At 40.8% G+C, this 20411-nt stretch carries 16 protein-coding genes and 2 pseudogenes; 11 read left to right on the top strand and 7 right to left on the bottom strand.

Annotated features, from left to right (window positions below; genetic code table 11):
- Positions 1-34 precede the first annotated feature (34 nt).
- A complete protein-coding gene (locus AB1A03_RS03975) occupies positions 35-1771 on the top strand; it encodes a flotillin family protein (protein ID WP_354623276.1) in 1737 nt (578 codons plus the stop codon).
- Positions 1772-2003: 232 nt separating this feature from the next.
- On the opposite strand, the gene AB1A03_RS03980 is transcribed toward AB1A03_RS03975, so the two are convergent.
- The 3 genes and pseudogenes from AB1A03_RS03980 to AB1A03_RS03990 form a co-directional block, all read right to left on the bottom strand.
- Positions 2004-2552: a VC0807 family protein gene (locus AB1A03_RS03980; RefSeq protein WP_354623277.1), complete on the bottom strand. Its 549-nt coding sequence runs from the start codon at positions 2550-2552 to the stop codon at positions 2004-2006.
- A gap of 182 nt (positions 2553-2734) precedes the next feature.
- On the bottom strand, positions 2735-3349 hold the full coding sequence (ssb, locus tag AB1A03_RS03985; protein ID WP_354623278.1) for a single-stranded DNA-binding protein: 615 nt from the start codon (positions 3347-3349) through the stop codon (positions 2735-2737).
- Between the two features lie 50 nt (positions 3350-3399).
- Positions 3400-4765, bottom strand: a pseudogene (locus AB1A03_RS03990) (MFS transporter).
- A 140-nt stretch (positions 4766-4905) separates the two neighbouring features.
- Between AB1A03_RS03990 and AB1A03_RS03995 the strand changes: the two are divergent.
- Positions 4906-5748: a 23S rRNA (adenine(2030)-N(6))-methyltransferase RlmJ gene (locus AB1A03_RS03995; RefSeq protein WP_354623279.1), complete on the top strand. Its 843-nt coding sequence runs from the start codon at positions 4906-4908 to the stop codon at positions 5746-5748.
- 57 nt (positions 5749-5805) lie between these two features.
- Here the strand turns inward: AB1A03_RS03995 and AB1A03_RS04000 are convergent, their stop codons facing one another.
- Positions 5806-6537, bottom strand: coding sequence for a hypothetical protein (locus tag AB1A03_RS04000; RefSeq protein WP_354623280.1), 732 nt, complete (start codon positions 6535-6537; stop codon positions 5806-5808).
- A gap of 23 nt (positions 6538-6560) precedes the next feature.
- Positions 6561-7301, bottom strand: a complete 741-nt coding sequence (locus AB1A03_RS04005) for a hypothetical protein (RefSeq protein ID WP_354623281.1) — start codon at positions 7299-7301, stop codon at positions 6561-6563.
- A gap of 126 nt (positions 7302-7427) precedes the next feature.
- On the opposite strand from AB1A03_RS04005, the gene AB1A03_RS04010 reads away from it, so the two are divergent.
- Positions 7428-8003 carry a nucleoside triphosphate pyrophosphohydrolase family protein gene (locus AB1A03_RS04010; protein WP_354623282.1) on the top strand — a complete coding sequence of 192 codons (576 nt, stop codon included), beginning with the start codon at positions 7428-7430 and terminating at the stop codon, positions 8001-8003.
- Positions 8004-8069: 66 nt separating this feature from the next.
- Here AB1A03_RS04010 and metE read toward each other — a convergent pair whose 3' ends face one another.
- Positions 8070-10373, bottom strand: coding sequence for a 5-methyltetrahydropteroyltriglutamate--homocysteine S-methyltransferase (metE, locus tag AB1A03_RS04015; protein ID WP_354623283.1), 2304 nt, complete (start codon positions 10371-10373; stop codon positions 8070-8072).
- Positions 10374-10487: 114 nt separating this feature from the next.
- Here metE and AB1A03_RS04020 point away from each other — a divergent pair, with 114 nt between their 5' ends.
- The 5 genes and pseudogenes from AB1A03_RS04020 (at position 10488) to AB1A03_RS04045 (ending at position 14168) form a co-directional block, all read left to right on the top strand.
- A complete protein-coding gene (locus AB1A03_RS04020; protein WP_354623284.1) occupies positions 10488-11051 on the top strand; it encodes a LysR family transcriptional regulator in 564 nt (187 codons plus the stop codon).
- A complete protein-coding gene (locus AB1A03_RS04025) occupies positions 10997-11377 on the top strand; it encodes a LysR substrate-binding domain-containing protein (RefSeq protein ID WP_354623285.1) in 381 nt (126 codons plus the stop codon). The genes AB1A03_RS04020 and AB1A03_RS04025 overlap by 55 nt, the downstream gene beginning before the upstream one ends.
- Before the next feature lie 243 nt (positions 11378-11620).
- Positions 11621-12505 (top strand): GGDEF domain-containing protein, encoded by an 885-nt coding sequence (locus AB1A03_RS04030; RefSeq protein WP_354623477.1) that lies wholly within the window; start codon positions 11621-11623, stop codon positions 12503-12505.
- Between the two features lie 199 nt (positions 12506-12704).
- Positions 12705-13681 (top strand): annotated as a pseudogene (locus tag AB1A03_RS17310) (diguanylate cyclase).
- A gap of 118 nt (positions 13682-13799) precedes the next feature.
- Positions 13800-14168, top strand: coding sequence for a PH domain-containing protein (locus AB1A03_RS04045; RefSeq protein WP_354623287.1), 369 nt, complete (start codon positions 13800-13802; stop codon positions 14166-14168).
- Positions 14169-14222: 54 nt separating this feature from the next.
- Here the strand turns inward: AB1A03_RS04045 and mutS are convergent, their stop codons facing one another.
- Positions 14223-16793, bottom strand: a complete 2571-nt coding sequence (mutS, locus tag AB1A03_RS04050; RefSeq protein WP_354623288.1) for a DNA mismatch repair protein MutS — start codon at positions 16791-16793, stop codon at positions 14223-14225.
- Between the two features lie 41 nt (positions 16794-16834).
- Between mutS and AB1A03_RS04055 the strand changes: the two genes are divergently transcribed.
- From AB1A03_RS04055 to AB1A03_RS04065, 3 genes are all read left to right on the top strand, one after another.
- Complete coding sequence (locus AB1A03_RS04055; protein ID WP_354623289.1) at positions 16835-17323, top strand: CinA family protein; 489 nt, start codon at positions 16835-16837, stop codon at positions 17321-17323.
- A gap of 88 nt (positions 17324-17411) precedes the next feature.
- Entirely contained in the window at positions 17412-18458 is a 1047-nt protein-coding gene (recA, locus tag AB1A03_RS04060; RefSeq protein WP_354623290.1) for a recombinase RecA, read from the top strand.
- A 218-nt stretch (positions 18459-18676) separates the two neighbouring features.
- On the top strand, positions 18677-20290 hold the full coding sequence (locus tag AB1A03_RS04065) for a mechanosensitive ion channel family protein (RefSeq protein ID WP_354623291.1): 1614 nt from the start codon (positions 18677-18679) through the stop codon (positions 20288-20290).
- Positions 20291-20411 lie beyond the last annotated feature (121 nt).

Below are 20411 nucleotides of genomic sequence, written 5' to 3' on the forward strand. Positions count from 1 at the left end.
GTATATTTTTTATTTACATATTAAAGGGTGATTAATGGAACAACTATTTGGACAAAACATGCAATTTATTTTACTGATGACAGGGATCGCCTTAATCGCATTGATTACTATCGGTCTTATCTTTGCAAAATTATATAAAAGAGCGACCAAAGAAATTGCTTTTGTGCGTACCGGGATGGGCGGTGAAAAAGTGGTAAAAGATGGTGGCGCGATTGTTTTACCTATTTTGCATGAAACGATTCCTGTGAATATGAATACCTTACGAATTGAAGTGAGCAAAATACAAAAAGATGCATTAATCACAAAAGATCGTATGCGTGTCGACGTCAAAGCGGACTTTTATCTTCGTGTAGCTCCTCATTCCGAGGGGATTTCTATGGCTGCGCAAACATTAGGTACCAGAACAATGCGAGTTGCAGAGCTAAAAGCATTGATGGAATCCAAGTTTGTGGACGTATTACGTGCCGTTGCAGCGGAGATGAGCATGATTGAAATGCACGAGCAACGCGCGGAATTTGTGCAAAAAGTACAGCACAGCGTGATGAATGACTTAGAGAAGAATGGTTTGGAATTAGAGTCGGTCTCATTAACGGGGTTTGACCAAACTGAACTGCAATTTTTCAATGAAAATAATGCTTTTGATGCCGAAGGTCGTGCGCGTTTAACCAATATTATTGAGCAAAAACGTAAAGAGACCAATGATATTCAGCAAGAAAATCGAATCTTAATTGAGCAACGAAATCTGCAAGCGGAAAAACAATCTCTAACTATTCAACAGGAGCAGCAGGAAGCGCAATTAGCTCAAGAGCAAATTCTTGAATTTAAGCGCTCTCAACAAAAAGCGGAAATTATTAAGCAGCGTGAGTTAAACCAACAGGAAGAGCGTCAAGCTGAGATTTCTAAACAGCGTACTATTCAATTAGCTGAAATTGAAAAAGCTAAGCAGATTGAAATGCATGAAATTGAGAAACATAAAACGTTAGAGCAATCACGTATTCAACAAGAACAAGATATCGAAGTGTCTGAACAAGATAAACGTATTGCTATCGCTGAAAAATCAGAAGTTGAATCTGCTGCGCGGGCAAAGGCTGCGGAAGCTGAAAAAGGAAAAGTAGAAAAAGAAGAAGCGGTTATTACTGCCAAAGAGGTCGCGCAAGCTAATCGTAGTAAAGAGATTGAAGTCATTGATGCTAAAAAAGAAGCTGAAAGAGAGGCTGTCAGTGTCACCGTCCAAGCTGAAGCTGATAAGCGCGCTGCACAAGATAGATCTGAAGCTGTATTAATTGAAGCGAGAGCATCGGCTGATGCGAAAAAATTACAGGCTGATGCAGACGAAAAAGTTTATGCCGTCGAAGCGACGGGTAAGCTCGCTTTATATGAAGCAGAAAATACACGTAGTGATGAGCAAGTTGCCTTGCAAAAATCACTCGCCATCTTGAAAGTATTGCCTGAAATTGTCGCTAATGCAGTTAAACCACTAGAAAACATAGAGGGTATTAAAATATTACAAGGTTACGGTGGCAGTGCCGCTAGCTCAGCGGGTGGGGCGATGGTTAACTCCACGTCAGGCATGGCGGAACAAATCACTAGCGCCGCGTTAAACTACCGTGCTAACGCACCATTGGTTGATGCTATGTTACGTGAATTAGGGTTGGTGAATGGTGAAACGGGATCGCTTGCTGATTTACTCAATGGTAATCATAATTTAGTACAAGAAGCGTTGGCTAATAATAAGGAAGAGGCGATAACCAGTAGTGAATTAGTCAATTAACGGTATAAAATTATGCCGATATAGATTTAGCGAAAAAACCACAGAATCAATCCTGTGGTTTTTTGTGCCGATTGAAGGCAATTATTTTTTGGTGATCATCACTTCTTCTAGTTTAAGACCCGTTAAGCCATTAATCGATCGCCACAAGTAATAAAACACACCCAATAGCATTATCATTGATGGTAGCGCAATCATCGGATAACTATATAAGGTCATCTGCCCTAACTGTTGATTAAACTCTTGGTTCAGCTGGGCTTGTGACTAGCCATTTAGCAAGTATGTAATTCATGGTGGCGGAAAATACAAAAGATCCTGCCACCATATAAGTCGCTTTTAATAAACGTTTTTCAAATGTAGCAGTACAGTTGTGGTCTGCTAACCGTTTTTGTATTTTTTCTACATCCATGACGTCGGGATTGAAGAGCAATGTTTTGATTAAAGGGTAAGGTGTAAAAGTAGATGCCAATACTGCGATCCCGATCAGCGCCGGAATAGCGGCTTCTTTAATCGCTAACCATTTGTTGTCTAATTCCAGCAAACCGATGCCGCCAGTGAGTAATACGCTGATTAATCCTAATAAAGCAATAAAATTAAATTTTTTGTATTTGATTAATTCAAAAATACCCCAGCTAATTGGAAAGGCAAGTGCTGCAATCAAAGCGCCTGTCGCACCGAGAAACGCTTCACTGCTTAATTTCATCAGTATCAGTGACGGGATAACAATGCTGACAAGAAGGTCAACCATCGGGCGAGATTTGTGTGTCGGTTTACTATTCATCATTTTTTGGGCACTTTGGGTTGTGGTTTATCGCTAATTATCTTTTATAACATAAAAGAGGGAAGTCGGCATGCTTCGTCATGGGAATTTTAACCCGTAGTCGCTCCGGTATATTTTGTTGTGTAAAAAAATGGCCTGTAAAAACAGACCATTTGTAATGTAAATCAATTTTTATTTATGCATTCCTAGAACGGAATATCATCATCGAAATCCATTGAAGGCTCGTTATAAGGTGCGGGTGCTTGCTGTGGCGCTTGGCTAGCTGGCTGACGTTGTTGCGGTGCTGGCTGCTGGTAAGCGGGTGCCGCTTGCTGTGGTGCTGCTTGTTGAGGTTGACGGTAAGCAGGCGCCATTTGTGGAGCTGCTGCTTGCTGTGGAGCGTTACCCCAGCTTTGTTGTGGCGCTTGATTATTTGCTTGGGCATTATTCGCTTGGTATGGTGCTTGTCCTGATGCTGGATTGCGTGAATCCATCATCTGGATCTCATCTACAACAATTTCAGTTGTGTATCTGTCTTGGCCATCTTGCCCCTGCCATTTACGCGTTTGTAATTTACCCTCTACGTAAATTTTCGCCCCTTTTTTCAAGTATTCGCCGCACATTTCACCAAGGCGATTAAAGACAGTTAAACGGTGCCATTCTGTTTTTTCTTGACGATCGCCTGTTTGCTTATCTTTCCAACTTTCAGTGGTGGCAAGTGTTAAGTTTGCGACGGCATTACCATTAGGCATATAACGCATTTCTGGATCTTTACCTAGGTTACCGACTAATACCACTTTGTTTACACTACGGTTAAACATCTTTTTGCTCCGCTTGATTCTTGATGTTAATGATTAGTTAACAATCATCATTATTGATTGCCTAAAATTTCTTTCGCTTTGGCTAGTGCAAAGACTTGGTTGTTTACTTTGATATAAACTGTTTGCTCTTCGATAATGACAACGACCTCTAAGACGCCATCAAGAAGTAGCAATTGATCCGTTAAAAGGGTTGCGTGTTGCTCATCTTTGATCTTTGCTGTGCAGCTATGGGTGCGAATTTTACTTGGGTTATGTATTTTCCATGAGATTAAAAACCACAACAAAAGCAATCCAGCCAAACATAAAAACAAGCCACTGCTGCCAACTAGTTTATAGGATAACCCACCCACAATGCCACCGAAAAATGCACCAAGAAACTGATACGTGCTGTAGATCCCCATTGCACTGCCTTTTGCACCTGCAGGAGCAAGCATGGAGATAAACGCGGGTAGTGAAGCTTCTAAAAAATTAAAGGCGGTAAAATAGAGTAAAATAGCAATAAACATCGTTGCTATTGAATGCGATGTGAATGCAATAGCAATAAAGCTCGCTGCCATTAGGACGATGGCGAATAGATAAAACTGCTTATTCATATTTTTTCGTGCCGCAATAATGAGCATCGGAATAATTAATATAAATGAGAGTAACAAAGCAGGGAGGTAGATATGCCAATGCTCTGCTGAGCTTAAGTGCATATTTTGTAATTTCAATGGTAACACCACAAACATCGCTGTAAGCGCAAGGTGTAATATAAAAATGCCTATATTGAGTCGTTGTAGCTGACTGTTTTTAATTAACTGTCCGAGCAGTGCTGGTACCGCAATTGTCTCTCCTCGAGGCGCTCTGCTAATAACGTGAGGGACTAAAAAGTGGACAATAGCAATACCGCTTAATGCGCCTGCTGCGGTAATTAAAAATAGGCCGTGTAGACCAATTAACGGCGCTAAAATGGGGCCTGCAACCATGGCGAGTGTAAAGGCAAGGCCAATGCTGATACCTATCATACCCATTGCTTTGGATCGTTGTTCCTCGGGTCGCATCGGCCGCGAGCGCTAAAATAGCACTGGCTATTGCCCCCGCCCCTTGTAATGCTCGACCAGCGGTGACTCCGTAAACACTTTCCGAATAGGCGGCAACTAAACTGCCCAAGGCAAAAAGAAGTAATCCTGCAAAAATAATCGGTCGACGACCAAATTTGTCAGAGAGAATGCCCGCCGGAATTTGCAGTAAGGCTTGGGTTAACCCATATGCTCCGATGGCAATACCCACCCATATTGGCGAGTAGCCTATGAGATGTTGCCCGTAAATAGCAAAAACAGGCATGATCATGAATAGGCCAAGCATACGTAGGGCAAAAACGAGAGAGAGAGAGAGGGCCGTTCGTTTTTCGATCGGGGTTAAAGCATCCGCTTGCATTCGTCTTCCATGTTGAGGCTAATTATTACGAAGCAGGATAATAACATGCAGATACGCTTTTGGGGCCTCCTTTTTTAGCGCAATAGTCGATAATATTCTTTATACTGCCCCTATCTTACTATTCATTTTTGGAGTATTCAGTGCTGAGCTATCGTCACTCTTTTCATGCAGGAAATTTTGCCGATGTGTTAAAACACACGGTTGCCGTCTCTATTTTGGATTATATGCTGAAAAAGGATAAGCCACTTTGTTATTTAGATACCCATTCTGGGTGTGGCGCATATTCATTGCACTCTCAGGAAGCATTAAAAACCAAAGAGTATAACAACGGGATTTTTCCATTATGGGGGCGCAATGATTTACCTGCAGCCGTTGCCAATTATATGCAACAGGTTGTTGAGTTTAATGCCGATAGTGAATTAAAGCACTACCCTGGTTCTCCAAGTATCGCTTGGCAGATGTTACGCGATCAAGATCGTCTGTTTTTATTTGAACTACATCCTAATGAATTTACTAATATGCGTGAAAATTTTTCTGGGCAACGACAGATAAAAATGGCTAAAAAGGATGGTCTAGAAGGATTAATCGCGAATATGCCGCCCAAAGAGCGCCGAGGTTTTATCTTAATTGATCCCTCCTATGAAATTAAAAGCGAATATGAGCAAGTCGTTGAGACCTTGGTTGAGGCGGTGCGTCGCTTTGCCACTGGTACTTATGCGCTTTGGTATCCCGTGGTTAATCGCAGTGTGATCAACAAAATGGAGCGCGCCTTAAAAAATTCAGGTATTCGCAACATACAACTCTTTGAGTTGGCGATTGAAGCCGATTCTAATGAAAAAGGGATGACATCCAGTGGGATGATTGTGATTAATCCACCTTGGACATTGCAAAAAGAGATGCAGGAATCGTTGCCATTTTTAGCCAAGACATTGGGCATAAACGGGCAAGGTTTTTACCGTAATGAGGTGTTAGTGGCAGAGTAACTCGCTATTGGTGTGCCCTAAAATGTTGTTGTCGAGGTTGTCACCTTGACAACAACTTTAATTTTCATCTTCCTCATAGCTATGTACGTTAATTTTGGGGCGACGTTTTAAATGTAAAAGATTTTTTAGGGTCGAGTAACGTTCCTGTTGTTTACCATCAGGGGATTCTGATTCGCCCGCACTTTCCAATGAAATGATCCCCGTACGATTCATGGTCAGGCGATAACGTTCAAATTGTTCAAAGTAACTATCTTGATTAAGTGCGATTACGATATTGATTTGATAGCGACGTTCAATCACGGTGCTTTGAATTTTTTCGCGGTTAGAGCTGGGGTCGATTTGTTCGTAAACTTTGCCTCTTCCTCGCTCTAAATAGCGAGAAAAATGGCGTAAACTAAAAATAATTGTTTCATCTAAGGTGTCATATCCCGCTTGGAATTTAGCTTTACTGACTTTTGTTTCAATGCGATAGTGTAATAGTTCGGCACTCTGTTTATTTTGCGTATGGCGTTTCGCTAATAACTCCTGTGCTTGAATTGGCAGCTTCTCTGCCTTGGTGTAATCCAACCAAATTCTTTGCCAAGCAATTTCTGATTTGCTGAGGGAGTCTATGACGGTGCGCGCCCATTTCGGTTTTCCTTTACGTATCCAATCCCACAGTATTTTTTTAAAATCTTCCTTAAAGACTTCACGCACACCGTAAATAACGGATAGCACGAAAATCATTAAAGAGGTGATATTACTAAGTGCACCTTGCGTTTTTATGATGAGTACTAAGACGATCGCCATAATGATAGCCGTTGCGATACCCGTTACAAATTTTCGCGTAATGTTGCCAAGTTTTGGCTTTCACTTTTAAAAATAACCGCGTACTCAATTAAGCGGCGTAAAAGACGCATTTTATTGGCAATACGGTTAGCATCGTTGATCGTCGCTGTGGAGTTATAGGCTTTTTCTGCTCGATATTTATTTTCTTGGTTACAGATGTTAAGCAGTGCTGTGCGGCTATCACTGAATTCGCTGTGCCGTGGTCTGTTTGCCAACATCCCTAAAATGCTCTGTTCAGTATACCAAGATAGATAGTTATCAACATTGGCGAAAAGCGGTAACAGTTTGGGGTTACTGGGCATATTGGTGCGATTTTTATTTAAAATGGTTAAGCAGTGTTCGGCCATATCAATCGCGGCATGGTAATAATCTGCTAAGTGTTCACCATCATCAATATTCATGGTTTCATTGATATCTGTATCGAGGGCGGTAATATATTGATAGGCAAACTGATTTAAGTTGGATTGATATTCTAGGGCGCTGCGATTCATACGTGTTGCAAAACGGGTATGTAACAGGGGTAAATGCAGGCCATCGGTGAAATAAGCGCGACGGCTTTTTATCCCTGCGTTATAATAATCTTCTTCCGATAAGGTTTTTCTATTGATGCCCATCTCTTTCGGTAGAGAGAAGTAAACATCAATACGGCGTTGTTCACCCTTGCTCATTTGATGGTTGAACTTAAGTGATAGTTTATCTTCTTGTGTTAGTTGAAATTTACGCACTCATCTCTCCCTGTGTGATTGAGCCATTATAAATTGTGTTAGTTGAATTTCCGACTTCTTTGTCGGATTATTTTATTATTTCGCCTTTATTGTATATTATCGCCCCTTTTTGATAGGTTACTCGCCATGAAATTATGTCAACTTACACAACCCATTTTTGATCACCTCTATAGTGATATTTCACAGTTTCGAGCAACCTTTGACCTGCCCTGTAATGATCCCACTTCGTTGGATGCGCAAGCCGATACTTTACATACCTCGTTAATCATCGAAGAGCTGACTGAGCTAGCGGAAGCGGATTGTAAAGTTGAACAGGCCGATGCGATTGTCGATAGTGTTTATGTTTTAATGGGGCGATTAGTACATCTTGGTGCGAAAAAAGTAGAAGATAATATTGCCATTAGTTACTTGATTGAGCTGTTATTAAATGTGGCGAAACAGAGAGAGATCGATTTCATTCCCTGTTGGGATGAGGTGCATGCCAGTAATATGAGTAAGGTTTGTCGTGATCAGCAAGAGTATCAAGAAACGCAGGCTTTTTATGCCAAGCAGGGCGTTGAGTTAATCGATAGCATTAAAGGGGATTTTGTCATTGCGAAGTGCGCGAAAGATGTCGAGTTACAGGGTAAAATTGTTCGCCAAGGCAAGGTACTTAAGTCGGTTTATTATCGCCCCGCAGATTTAGCGCCGCTAGTGCTGTAGTTACTAATATTGTTATGAACAATGATAGCAGCTCGTTGCTGCTATCAATTATTTTACATGTAACGATTAACTTGCGCGTAATTGCTGCGCGGCCCTAACCATATTTTCTAAGGCGGGGATCACCTCTTCCCAACGTCTGGTTTTTAAACCGCAGTCTGGATTTACCCAAAGTTGTTGTGTAGGAATACGCTCTGCCGCTTTTTCCATCAGAGAGACTATCTGGTCGACATTGGGAATGTTCGGCGAGTGAATATCGTAAACACCTGGGCCAATGCCGTTCGGGTAATTAAACTCTTCAAACACATCTAACAATTGCATGTCTGAGCGCGATGTTTCGATGGTGATCACATCGGCATCCATATCCGCAATGGCTTGCATAATATCGTTAAATTCGGAATAACACATGTGTGTATGTATTTGCGTTTTATCTTTCACGCCATTCGCACTGATGCGGAAGGCTTCGATTGCCCATGCTAAATATTGCTGCCATTGTGAACGGTGTAGCGGTAATTTTTCACGCAATGCGGCTTCATCAATTTGGATGATATCAATGCCCGCTTTTTCTAAATCTAAAACCTCTTCGCGAATCGCTAGGGCTATTTGATTACAGGTCTGTTGTAGCGGTTGATCGTCACGTACAAAGGACCAGTTTAGAATAGTCACCGGGCCTGTTAACATCCCTTTTACTTTTTTTTCTGTGAGAGATTGCGCGTAACTTGCCCATTCTACGGTCATTGCCTGTGGGCGAGATACATCGCCAAATAGAATCGGTGGTTTAACACAACGAGATCCGTAGGATTGTACCCAAGCAAATTGTGTAAAGACGAAACCCTCGAGCAATTCACCAAAATATTCAACCATATCATTACGCTCTGCTTCACCATGTACTAGTACATCTAGGCCAAGTTTATTTTGTGCATCGATACAAAAAGCGATGGTTTTTTTAATGCTATTTTTATACTGGGTTTCATTAATATCACCTAAACGTTTCGCTTTGCGTAATCCGCGAATTTCATTGGTCTGAGGGAATGAACCTATGGTGGTGGTCGGGTAGCGGGGTAGGTTTAAATAGGCTTGTTGTAATGGCTCGCGTTGCGCAATACTCTGTTTGCGTTTACCCAACTCTGGTGTGATATTGGCGAGCTGTTTCTGCACCTCAAAGTTATGTACACGGGGGCTGTTGTGGCGACTATCAATACAGAGTTTATTGTACTCAAAGGCGGTTTTAACTTCGTCCAAACCGAGGTTTAAGGCGCGCCCAATAAGATTAAGCTCTTGTAATTTTTGTACTGCAAAAGCAAGCCATGATTTTATTTCATAATCCAGTTCTTGTTCACTGTTGAGATCAACGGGAACGTGTAGTAATGACGAGCTTGGGGCAAGCCATAGGCGATCCTGCAATTGTTCATGAATCGGTGCGAGCGTGGCATAAAGTTTATTGAGATCTGTTTTCCAAATGTTACAGCCATTGATAACACCTAAGGATAATATTTTATCTTTGCCTAGATAATGAATCGCATCTGCAATCTCATTTTCTGCATTGATAGCGTCAATATGTAAACCTGCAACGGGGAGTTCACAGGCAAGTGGAAGATTATCCTTTAGCTCTGCAAAATAGGTGGTGAGTAATAGCTTCACCTTACTTTCACTGAGTGCTTGATAAGCCGTTTTTAGCGCCTCTTGCCACTGCGTTGCAATTTCTAATACTAAAATCGGCTCATCAATTTGTACCCAAGTGATATTTTTTTCTGCTAATAGCGTTAACAGTTCGGCGTAGACAGTAATAAGTTGCGGCAGTAAATCGAGTTTATTACTGTTATCTTTCTCTTTGCCTAACCACAGGTAGGTGATGGGGCCAATGATCACAGGCTTAACATTGTTATTAATTTGTTGTAGTTCGCTAATTTGTTCTAGCAACTTTTCTGCGTGTAATGAAAAATGTGTCGCGCTCGTAAATTCGGGAACAATGTAGTGGTAATTGGTGTTAAACCATTTGGTCATCTCACCTGCTTGTGTTTCACCCGATTGTGGATGAATTGCCGAACAGCAATTTTTTTTCTGTGAGCGGCCACGGGCGACACGGAAGTAGGTATCTAAATTCTGACTGTCGTTATCTTGTTTTGCCCGTTCGGGGATATTGCCAAGTAAGAAACTGGTATCGAGGACTTGGTCATAAAGAGAAAAGTCTCCCACGGTATGCAAACACAAATCTAAGGCTTGTTGGTCGAGCCAATTTTGTTGACGTAATTGTGCTGCTGTTGCTTGTAGCTGTTGTTCACTAGAGTCGCCACTCCAAAAACTTTCGAGGGCAAATTTGAGTTGGCGTTTATTGCCAATGCGCGGAAAACCGAGGTGATGTATTTTAGCCATAGTATTCATTAATCCTGTAAATTGAGATAGTCATTGATGTTATGAAGGATTGTATTTACTATTGTTCATGAAAAATAATGATTAATTACGCGTAAACAATGAGAAAATTTCATAATGATTGAGCCGTCGCATTTAAAAATCATGGTCGCATTGCATGAAAAAGGGACATTGATACAGGCTGCGGATAGTTTATGTTTAACCCAGTCGGCCTTGTCTCATCAAATCCGCTATTTGGAAAAGAAGTTAAATGTAAAACTTTGGCAGCGTTATGGGCGGCGTTTGCGCCTAACCCCCGCTGGGGAATTGTTACTGAAAGTAGCGCAACAGGTGATGCCGACGTTGACGCAAACTGAGATGACTTTAAAAGCGATGGGTGAAGGGCTGCAGGGCTTATTGCGCATCGGTGTAGAATGTTATCCCTGTCATGAATGGTTAACGCAAGTCGTGGCGCAGTTTTTACAAACTCAGGCGAATATCGATATTGATATTATTCGTCGCTTTCAATTTTCCGGTGTCAATGGACTATTAAACCATCAGGTCGATCTCTTAATTACTCCGGATTTTATCGACAATAAAAACCTGCATTTGCAGCGATTATTTGACTATGAAGTCAGGTGCTCGTTGTGCCAATCGACCATGTTTTGGCTAACAATGAGTACATTCACCCCGAGCAACTGAGTAATGAAACGTTAATTACTTTCCCCATCGATAGAGAGCGGTTAGATATTTTTCATCTATTTCTTTGGCCTGCCAATATTGAACCTAAGGTGCATAAACAGATCGAGTCCTTAGCTATTATGTTACAAATGGTTGAACATCAACGAGGCGTGTGTGTATTACCTGAGTGGTTAGCAAACAGTTACAGCCAGCAGTATCAGGTGAAAAAAATGCGTTTAGGTAAAGTGGGTATTTTTAAAACCTTGTATGCCGCAATTAAAAAGGAAGATAAAAACATTCCATATATTGATGCTTTTATTAAACTCGGTATAGAAAATGCTGTCTAGCCATCGAAAATGCGGCTCATAGAGATGCGATGATAGTAACCCCAACCGTTAATCAAATTTAAGTTAACTTAAATTGCGGGGAGGGGCGCAAAATGGCAATATATTTTCACGTTATTAGGAAATTTTACTATTCTTAAGAGTTGAGCCTCAATCATATTGGGAAAGATAAAGGGAATTAATTCGGTGGAGTTAAAAAAATCTCAGATTCATTGCAAAAGTCATGGACATCCTTGTGCTGAGCAAATGTCCTTAGTACTTGACGCATTGCCTGATCCTGCCTTTTTATTATCACGTAGTGGTAAATATTTGGCTGTGTATGGTGGTAAAGATACCCGTTATTACCATGATGGAACTGGCTTGGTGGGGTCCTATATATCGGACTTAGTGAAAACAGAAAAGGCCAACTGGTTTATTGAAAAAATTACGGAAGCTTTGCGAAGCAGGGCATTGTTAATCGCAGAATACGAGTTGAGTAGTCGTGATGTGAAAGGATTATCGGATGAAGGCCCGAGTGAGGTTGTCTGGTTCGAGGGACGTATCCAAGCGCTCGATTTCCTTATCAATGATGAAGAGGTTGTATTATGGGTTGCCAGTAATATTTCTAGGCGGCATGCCTTGGAAATGCAACTGCGAGAGCTTAGCAATAAAGATCAGCTTACCGCTCTTTTTAATCGCAGGAAGCTAGAAAAAGACCTCACATCGCAGTTTGAAGAGTTTATTCGTTATAAAAGACCTACCTCTATTTTAATTTTCGACCTAGATAATTTAAAGCAGATAAATGATACCAATGGCCATCATGTCGGCGATCAAGCGATTATTGCCATCGCTAATACCTGCCGTGCACAGTTAAGGAAAAACGATATAGCTTATCGTTTGGGAGGTGATGAATTTGTCCTTGTTCTGCCTAATCTTGACTTGCATGAGGCAATGCAATTTGCGAGTCGATTACATGAACGTTTTAATGCGGCACTTAAAAATTTTAGTTTTGCAGGAAAATACGCGACCGTCAGTATGGGGGGGGCCACTATTTCATCTCTTGATAACTCCCATGAAAACACACTAAAACGGGCTGATGGCGCTTTGTACCAAGCTAAACGCAATGGCAAGAATCGTGTTCAATTTGCCTAGGGACTGTTGAAAATTTATGCGTTGCTTTCAAACCGCATTCAAATCTAATTTACTAACAATGACAATGTGTATGATGAATATTGTCATTGCGATTGTGATTTCTAGTTTTTTGGCATTCTTCTACCAGTTGTTCATCGCTACGCTTGAGAAAGAAAAAATGAAGCAGGCTAAAAGCAATGCAGAGTCAGCCATTGTGACCATTCAATTTTTTTATGATTTGGTGTTAGAGGAAAAATTGGATAGCCTTACCGCGAAGGAGTATGCCAAGGATGTTTTACACGATATTCGCTTTGGTAAAATGGGATATATCTGGATAAATAGCGGTGAAGGGGTGCTATTAATGCAACCTAATACCCCTCAATTAGTTGGTCTTAATCAACTAGACCGGACGGATATTAAAGGAAACTTTATTTTCAAACAATTTATAACGGAGGCTAAAAAAGGCGGCGGCTGGGTTAATTATTATTGGCCTAAACCGGGGGGGAAACCGACTATTTAAAAATTTCCTATGTTGCTTATTTTGAGCCGTGGGATTGGGTAGTTGGGACGGGGGAGTATCTTGATGAAATGCAAGGCAATATATTAAGTGTTGTTTTTAATGCCTCTGCTTGGTTGTTGTCTGCTTTTATTGCTTTTGTCGTTATTCTATTTTTGGCTATTAATTATTACATTAGACAGTTAAGGGAAAACTCCTGTCATGACGGCCTAACCCTATTATATAACAAGCGCTTTCTGACGGAAATGCTCCCTAGAATATTAAAAAAACAGTTACGTCTTAGCGACCAACAGCTTGTTGTAACCTTCATTGATATTGACCATTTTAAGCAGATTAATGACGCCTATGGACATGATTATGGCGATAGGGTTTTAAAAAATTTGGCTGCATTGATAACGAATAAGACAAGGCCCGATGATTACTGCATTAGATATGGGGGCGAAGAGTTTGTTATTGTCGGTTTTTATCAGAACAAAGAATCGGCCTTTCATGCAATGGAACGACTGCGGAAGGCTGTCTCTCGGATGGTGTGCTTTACTAAGAAAAAAAAATTCTCGATTACCATTAGTGCCGGTATTGCAATTCATGATAATAAAAATGACTTTGATGTCACGATGAAACAGGCTGATGAAATGCTTTATCTTTCTAAAAAATCGGGACGAAACTGCACTTCATTATAATGTAATAATTATTAAGTGGTTAATTGCAAATGGTTAATGTATTAATCTGCTGTCGTTGCTATAAATGCCAAGCGCTTATATTGATAAGCTTCTACTCATTCATTAAAAAGGATACGCCATGATTGATTTTGACAATAAAGGTTTTTTTAAATTAAAACAAAAGTCTGAATATGCTGAAAAGGTACAAGAGCTATTATTAGAAGATGAGCGAATCATTGATGCGTACAAATCGATGCGAGATGGGGTGGTCTTCACCAGTAAACGTATTATTGCGATTAATGTACAAGGAATAACGGGCAGTAAAAAAGATTTTACCTCTTTACCCTACAAAAATATTGTTGCTTATTCCGTGGAAACATCGGGAACATTTGACATTGATGCTGAATTAGAAATATATTTTTCTGCAATTGGTAAGGTGAAATTTGAATTTACCGGCAAAACATCCATTTTGGAAATTTCTAAAGTCATATCGGGTTACGTATTGTAATCGTTGACCATTTTAATGCGTTGGGGGAGATATGACTCTCCCCCATTTGCAACATTACAGCATATCCCGTAATTGATAGATTAATGCCAATGCTTTTTTCGGCGTTAATTCATCGGGATCAATCTCTCCAAGCGTTGTTAACACAGGGTTTTTTGCTGCCTCTGTAAAGTTCATAACCGTTTGTTCTGGTATGGCTGGATGGTTTGCCATTACGGGGGCACCTAACTCCAATTGTTGCAGCTTACGTTTAGCATTGTTGACTACCTCTTTCGGGACGCCCGCTAATGAGGCAACCTGTAAACCATAACTTTTATTTGCCGCTCCTTCCTGTACAGCATGTAAAAAGGCAATGTTATCATCATGCTCTACGGCATCCAGGTGGACATTAACGAGCTCGGGAATGGTCTCTGGTAGTTTGGTTAGTTCAAAGTAGTGGGTTGCAAAAAGTGTATAGGCTTGGATCTTTTTGGCTAACTGTTCCGCACATGCCCATGCCAGTGATAAACCATCAAAGGTGCTGGTACCACGCCCGATCTCATCCATTAAGACTAAACTATTGCTCGTTGCATTATGAAGAATATTAGCGGTTTCCGTCATCTCAACCATAAAAGTTGATCGCCCGCTAGCAAGGTCATCGGATGCTCCAATACGGGTAAATATTCTATCCACTGGGCCAATTTTTGCACTTTGGGCTGGGATGTAACTGCCGATGTGTGCCATCAATACCATCAGCGCGACTTGGCGCATATAGGTCGATTTCCCCCCCATATTGGGTCCCGTTATGATAAGCATGCGACGCTGTTCATTAAGGCTAATAGGGTTCGCAATAAAGGGGGTTTTACTGACTTGCTCTACCACTGGGTGGCGTCCCTCTTCAATATAGATACCGTTTTCGGCTTGCAAGGATGGACGAACATAATTAAGTGTTAATGCACGTTCAGCAAGATTATTTAATACATCTAATTCAGCTAATGCTTGTGCAGTGAATTGCAATTTTTGTAGATGCGGTAAAAGTAGATCAAGTAACTCTTCGTAGAGTTTTTTCTCAAGTGCGAGTGCTTTACCTTGGCTCGATAGGACTTTATCTTCGTGCTCTTTAAGCTCAGGAATAATAAAACGTTCGGTATTTTTTAAGGTTTGTCGACGCACATAGTGGATCGGTACGATATCCGATTGTGCGCGACTTGTTTCAATATAATAACCGTGGACGCGGTTATAGCCGACTTTTAAGGTCGCAATACCCGTGGCTTGCCGCTCTCTTATTTCTAATTGTTCCAGGTAATCGGTCGCCCCTTCTGCGAGGTTACGCCATTGATCTAGTTCGGCATTATAGCCCTGTGCGATAACACCGCCATCACGAATGATAACGGGAGGATTATCAATAATCGCTTTTTCTAATAGCTCTAAGAGTTCTGGATAGGTGCCCATCTCTTTACTTAATTTCACGACCAATTCAGAGGGCATATCGGCGATTAAGTGTTGCAGTTCTGGTAGTAATGCAAAGGCACAGCGTAAACGTGTTAAATCACGCGGGCGTGCCGTGCGCAGTGCTAAGCGTGCAATAACGCGTTCCACATCCCCAATCTGTTTTAATGGTGCAGCTAAATCGTCAGTTAACTCTAAATCAATTAAGGTTTGAATCATCGTTTGGCGATAATTCAAGGTATTAAAGTTACGGATGGGCTGGTGGATCCAACGTTTTAATAAACGGCTACCCATAGGAGTTACTGTCTGATCAAGTACCTGAGCGAGGGTATTATCAAAACCACCAGAAAGATTTTGCGTTAACTCTAAATTTTTACGTGTTGCCGCATCTAAAATGACACTATCAATATTTTGTTCAAGTTTAATGGACTGGATATGCGGTAGTGCGGTGCGTTGCGTATCTTTGATATATTGGAGTAATGCGCCTGCTGCGCATAGCGCGACTTCCGCTTTTTCAACGCCGAAACCGATGAGATCTTTAGTTGAAAATTGTTGTGTTAATATTTTTTTGCTAGTGGCTAATTCAAATTCCCATTCTGGACGACGGCGAATTGTCGTGAGATGGTCAATTAATGCTATTTCGGTAAAATTTTCAGGATAAAGTAATTCTGCCGGGTTCAGTCGTTGTAACTCAGCCTGTAATGTTTCTCGCTGTTCAAATTGATTGATAATGAAGCGTCCACTGCCAATATCCAAAGAGGCGATGGCAAAGGTTTCTTGATGTTGGTAAACCGCACATAACAAATTGTCTTGGCGGTCATCAAGCAGCGCTTCATCGGTGATTGTGCCGGGGGTGATAATGCGGACAATTTTGCGCTCAACGGGTCCTTTAGAGGTCGCTGGATCACCTATTTGCTCACAAATTGCAATTGATTCACCCATGGCAATTAATTTTGCTAAATAACCTTCTACACTATGATATGGAACGCCTGCCATTGGTATAGCGTTACCGCCTGTTTTACCACGTTGTGTTAGGGATATTCCTAATAGTTGTGAAGCCTTGCGTGCATCATCAAAAAAAAGTTCATAAAAGTCGCCCATCCGATAAAATAGAAGAGTGTCGGGCACTTCACTTTTGATGGTTAAAAATTGTTGCATCATCGGGGTATGTTGTTGTAACTCTTGTGCCGTTAGCTTCATAATGAATACACTTAATCAAAATTAATTGGTGGAGAAAAACTATGCTTACTGAAAAAACCGTGCAAGAACTTGCGCAAGTATTAGGTGAAAAACTTACCCAAGCAGGGTTTGTTGTCGCCACTGCTGAATCCTGTACCGGTGGAGGCGTAGCATACGCTATTACGGAAATTTCTGGAAGTTCGTTATGGTTTGATCGCAGCTTTGTTACCTATAGTAATGCAGCTAAAACAGAGATGCTTGGTGTAGATTATGATTTGATCCATGAAGTTGGCGCAGTATCTGAACAGGTTGTAGAGCAGATGGCTATCGGTGCAGTGCAACATTCCGATGCCGATATAGCCGTCGCTATTAGCGGTATTGCAGGGCCTGATGGTGGTAGTTTAGAAAAACCGGTTGGCACTGTCTGCATCTCTTGGTATAACGCTCATTCCGGTAGCAAAACGGCAAGTTATCTGTTTGTCGGAGATCGTTCCGATATACGAGTTCAGGCGATACGTCTTGCATTACATGGTCTGATCGAAATTATTTAAAAGAAATGCAAAAAAAACTTGATACTGTATAGTTGGACAGTATACTGTTTGGTTATACAGTAAGGCACCTATTTTATTTGGAGAACACATGAGTCAGGATACAAACAAAGATAAAGCATTAGCTGCAGCACTTGGTCAGATTGAAAAGCAATTTGGTAAAGGATCAATTATGCGTTTAGGCGATGGTTCAGCGGCAATGATGGAGATTGAATCTGTTTCAACTGGCTCACTCGGTTTAGATGTCGCATTGGGTATAGGCGGATTACCATTTGGACGTGTTGTGGAAATTTATGGCCCAGAAAGTTCAGGTAAAACTACATTAACATTACAAGTGATTGCCGAAGCGCAAAAAATGGGTAAAACCTGTGCCTTTATTGACGCGGAACATGCACTTGACCCTATCTATGCTAAAAAATTAGGTGTCGATACTGATAGTTTACTTATTTCTCAGCCAGATACCGGCGAGCAAGCACTCGAAATTTGTGACATGTTAGTCCGTTCGGGCGCGGTCAACGTGGTGATTATTGACTCCGTTGCAGCTTTGACACCCAAAGCTGAAATAGAAGGGGATATGGGTGATTCACACATGGGCCTACAGGCTCGTTTGATGTCACAAGCATTACGTAAATTAACGGGTAATATTAAGCAAACAAACTGCTTGGTTATCTTTATCAACCAGATTCGTATGAAAATAGGTGTGATGTTTGGTAACCCTGAAACAACAACCGGTGGTAATGCACTTAAATTTTATGCCTCGGTGCGCTTAGATATTCGTCGTATTGGCGCAATTAAAGATGGTGATGAAATAACTGGTAATGAAACTCGCGTTAAGGTTGTTAAGAATAAAGTATCTCCACCGTTTAAAGAGGCTAATTTTCAAATTCTATATGGCGAGGGTATTAATCATACCGGTGAACTTGTTGACCTTGGTGTTAAACTTGATTTTGTCGAAAAATCAGGATCTTGGTATGCTTATAATGGGACTAAAATTGGTCAAGGTAAGAATAATGCCTGTAATTATTTGCGAGAAAATCCGGAAATTGCTAAAGAACTTGATACGAGAATACGTGAAGCGTTAATGCCGAAGGTTGAGAAAACGGAAAAAGCGCCAGGAAAAGAGGCCATCACAGAGTAATAACTGTTTTAAACATAGGCGTGATAGGTCACGCCTATGTTGTATATAAATTTGCTATTCATTGCTCTAAGCCGCATAACCTTCTTATTACCACACACTCTTTTTTACGCTTTATAAAAATCAGTCATGCCCCTCATAAATTGTAAATGGTTTGCACATTTTCTACGATCTAGCCTAAAATTGTTATCTATGCGATTCTTAATAGTTGATGGAAGACGATGAAAAATAGCCACTTTTACCTAATATTAACCCTCTTTTTTTGTTCCTTTTCGCTGTTTGCAGAAGATTCTGACCTCTTCTATGAAACACAATCTTCATTATCGTTACAGCTTGCCGAAATTGAAAGAGCAGATGATGCCGATAAATCATTTTTAGAGGATGTGTTAAGGCGCAAAAACAGTGCCTTTAGGGAGCAAATTGCCCCGCTAGTTAAAACTGAATTGCATGATCAACAGTTAAATAAGATTGTTATGATGCAATTGAAGCTGCTAGAGGCGTTATTATCGCAGGGGCATCATCAGTTAACGGATTTGATGAAAAAAAGCCGTCAAGTAAGTGGTGATGATCGGCTTGAATATATACTGCAGGCACAAAAACGTAGTAATACGATGGACATTGACTATCAGCAGCTCGCACAGACCTTGCAGTGGGCTGATCTGCGTAAAATGGAAGTCGTTGATGATGCAAAGATGATGCATGATGAGCTGGTAAAAAGAGCTGATTTTTTAACCAATACTATTTTATATATCCGTTCACAACAAGAGTACATCGAACGTCGCTTAAAACTTGTTAGTCAGGAAGACGCCGCAGAGTTACACCTGGATATGGCTCGTTATAGAGAGCGTATTGGTATGCTTGTGGTCAGTTTAAGTAAAAGTGTTGAGCTGATGGGTGCGTTGGATATTGATAGTACCGAATATAAGCAGTTACTGCTTTCTGTCACTGGGGATATCAATGCCGATGTATTAGATTATGATGTGGCATTAGGGATCTTTGATGAGTGGGTAACTAACTTTAAAGCGTGGCTTTTTGATAATTCGCCTTCCATTGTCGTTAAATCATTTATTTTTGTTTTTATCTTGTATATCGCGCATTTATTTTCAAAAACGTTGAAAAAAATTGTGCGTAAAAGCATCGTACATTCGAAGATGGATATCAGTGTCTTGATGCAGGACTTTTTCTCTTCGATTATATCTAAAATGATCATGTTCATCGGCCTGCTGGTGGCTTTATCGCAATTGGGTATCGAATTGGCCCCCTTGTTAACTGGCTTCGGTGTCGCGGGGTTAATCATCGGTTTTGCATTACAGGATACGCTATCAAATTTCGCTTCTGGGTTGATGATCTTAATTTATCGTCCCTATGATGTTGGTGATATGGTTAAAGTCGCTGGGTTTCAGGGCATAGTGAAAAATATGAGCTTGGTCTCTACTACAATTCAAACTGTTGATAATCAACGTTTAATTATTCCAAATAATAAAATTTGGGGAGATGTGATTAATAATATTACCGTTGAGAAAGTGCGTCGTATCGATCTGGTGTTTGGGATTGGTTATTCAGACGATATTGATAAAGCTAAAAAAGTATTAACAGAGATATTAACTGAACATGAAAAAGTGCTGGATACGCCAGCAGCGGTGGTTAAATTGCATACATTAAACACCTCTTCAGTCGATTTTGTGGTTCGTCCTTGGGTGAAAACGGATGATTACTGGAATGTTTACTGGGATATTACAGAAAGTGTGAAGAAGCGTTTTGATCAGGAAAATATTTCCATCCCATTCCCACAACAGGATGTACATTTGTATAAGCATGAAATTAGCGAGTTATGATTATCCTTTGTCGATAGAGTTCCTCGAAAGCCTTGCCTAGGAATTTATCTAGGTAAGGCATACAGCCCGTTATAATTTTTACTTCGTCGTAACAATTACTTGAAATTAAATAAAAGTGATG

It is taken from the genome of Psychromonas sp. MME2 (assembly GCF_040566515.1).
In the GTDB taxonomy this organism is placed as follows: domain Bacteria; phylum Pseudomonadota; class Gammaproteobacteria; order Enterobacterales; family Psychromonadaceae; genus Psychromonas.

Excerpts from the sequence above, each read along its gene's own strand:
- AB1A03_RS03975 (WP_354623276.1), top strand. The coding sequence starts at position 35 with ATGGAACAACTATTTGGACAAAACATGCAATTTATTTTACTGATGACA.
- AB1A03_RS03980 (WP_354623277.1), bottom strand. The coding sequence starts at position 2,552 with ATGATGAATAGTAAACCGACACACAAATCTCGCCCGATGGTTGACCTT.
- ssb (WP_354623278.1), bottom strand. The coding sequence starts at position 3,349 with ATGTTTAACCGTAGTGTAAACAAAGTGGTATTAGTCGGTAACCTAGGT.
- AB1A03_RS04000 (WP_354623280.1), bottom strand. The coding sequence starts at position 6,537 with ATGGCGATCGTCTTAGTACTCATCATAAAAACGCAAGGTGCACTTAGT.
- AB1A03_RS04010 (WP_354623282.1), top strand. The coding sequence starts at position 7,428 with ATGAAATTATGTCAACTTACACAACCCATTTTTGATCACCTCTATAGT.
- metE (WP_354623283.1), bottom strand. The coding sequence starts at position 10,373 with ATGGCTAAAATACATCACCTCGGTTTTCCGCGCATTGGCAATAAACGC.
- AB1A03_RS04020 (WP_354623284.1), top strand. The coding sequence starts at position 10,488 with ATGATTGAGCCGTCGCATTTAAAAATCATGGTCGCATTGCATGAAAAA.
- AB1A03_RS04030 (WP_354623477.1), top strand. The coding sequence starts at position 11,621 with ATGTCCTTAGTACTTGACGCATTGCCTGATCCTGCCTTTTTATTATCA.
- AB1A03_RS04045 (WP_354623287.1), top strand. The coding sequence starts at position 13,800 with ATGATTGATTTTGACAATAAAGGTTTTTTTAAATTAAAACAAAAGTCT.
- mutS (WP_354623288.1), bottom strand. The coding sequence starts at position 16,793 with ATGAAGCTAACGGCACAAGAGTTACAACAACATACCCCGATGATGCAA.
- AB1A03_RS04055 (WP_354623289.1), top strand. The coding sequence starts at position 16,835 with ATGCTTACTGAAAAAACCGTGCAAGAACTTGCGCAAGTATTAGGTGAA.
- recA (WP_354623290.1), top strand. The coding sequence starts at position 17,412 with ATGAGTCAGGATACAAACAAAGATAAAGCATTAGCTGCAGCACTTGGT.
- AB1A03_RS04065 (WP_354623291.1), top strand. The coding sequence starts at position 18,677 with ATGAAAAATAGCCACTTTTACCTAATATTAACCCTCTTTTTTTGTTCC.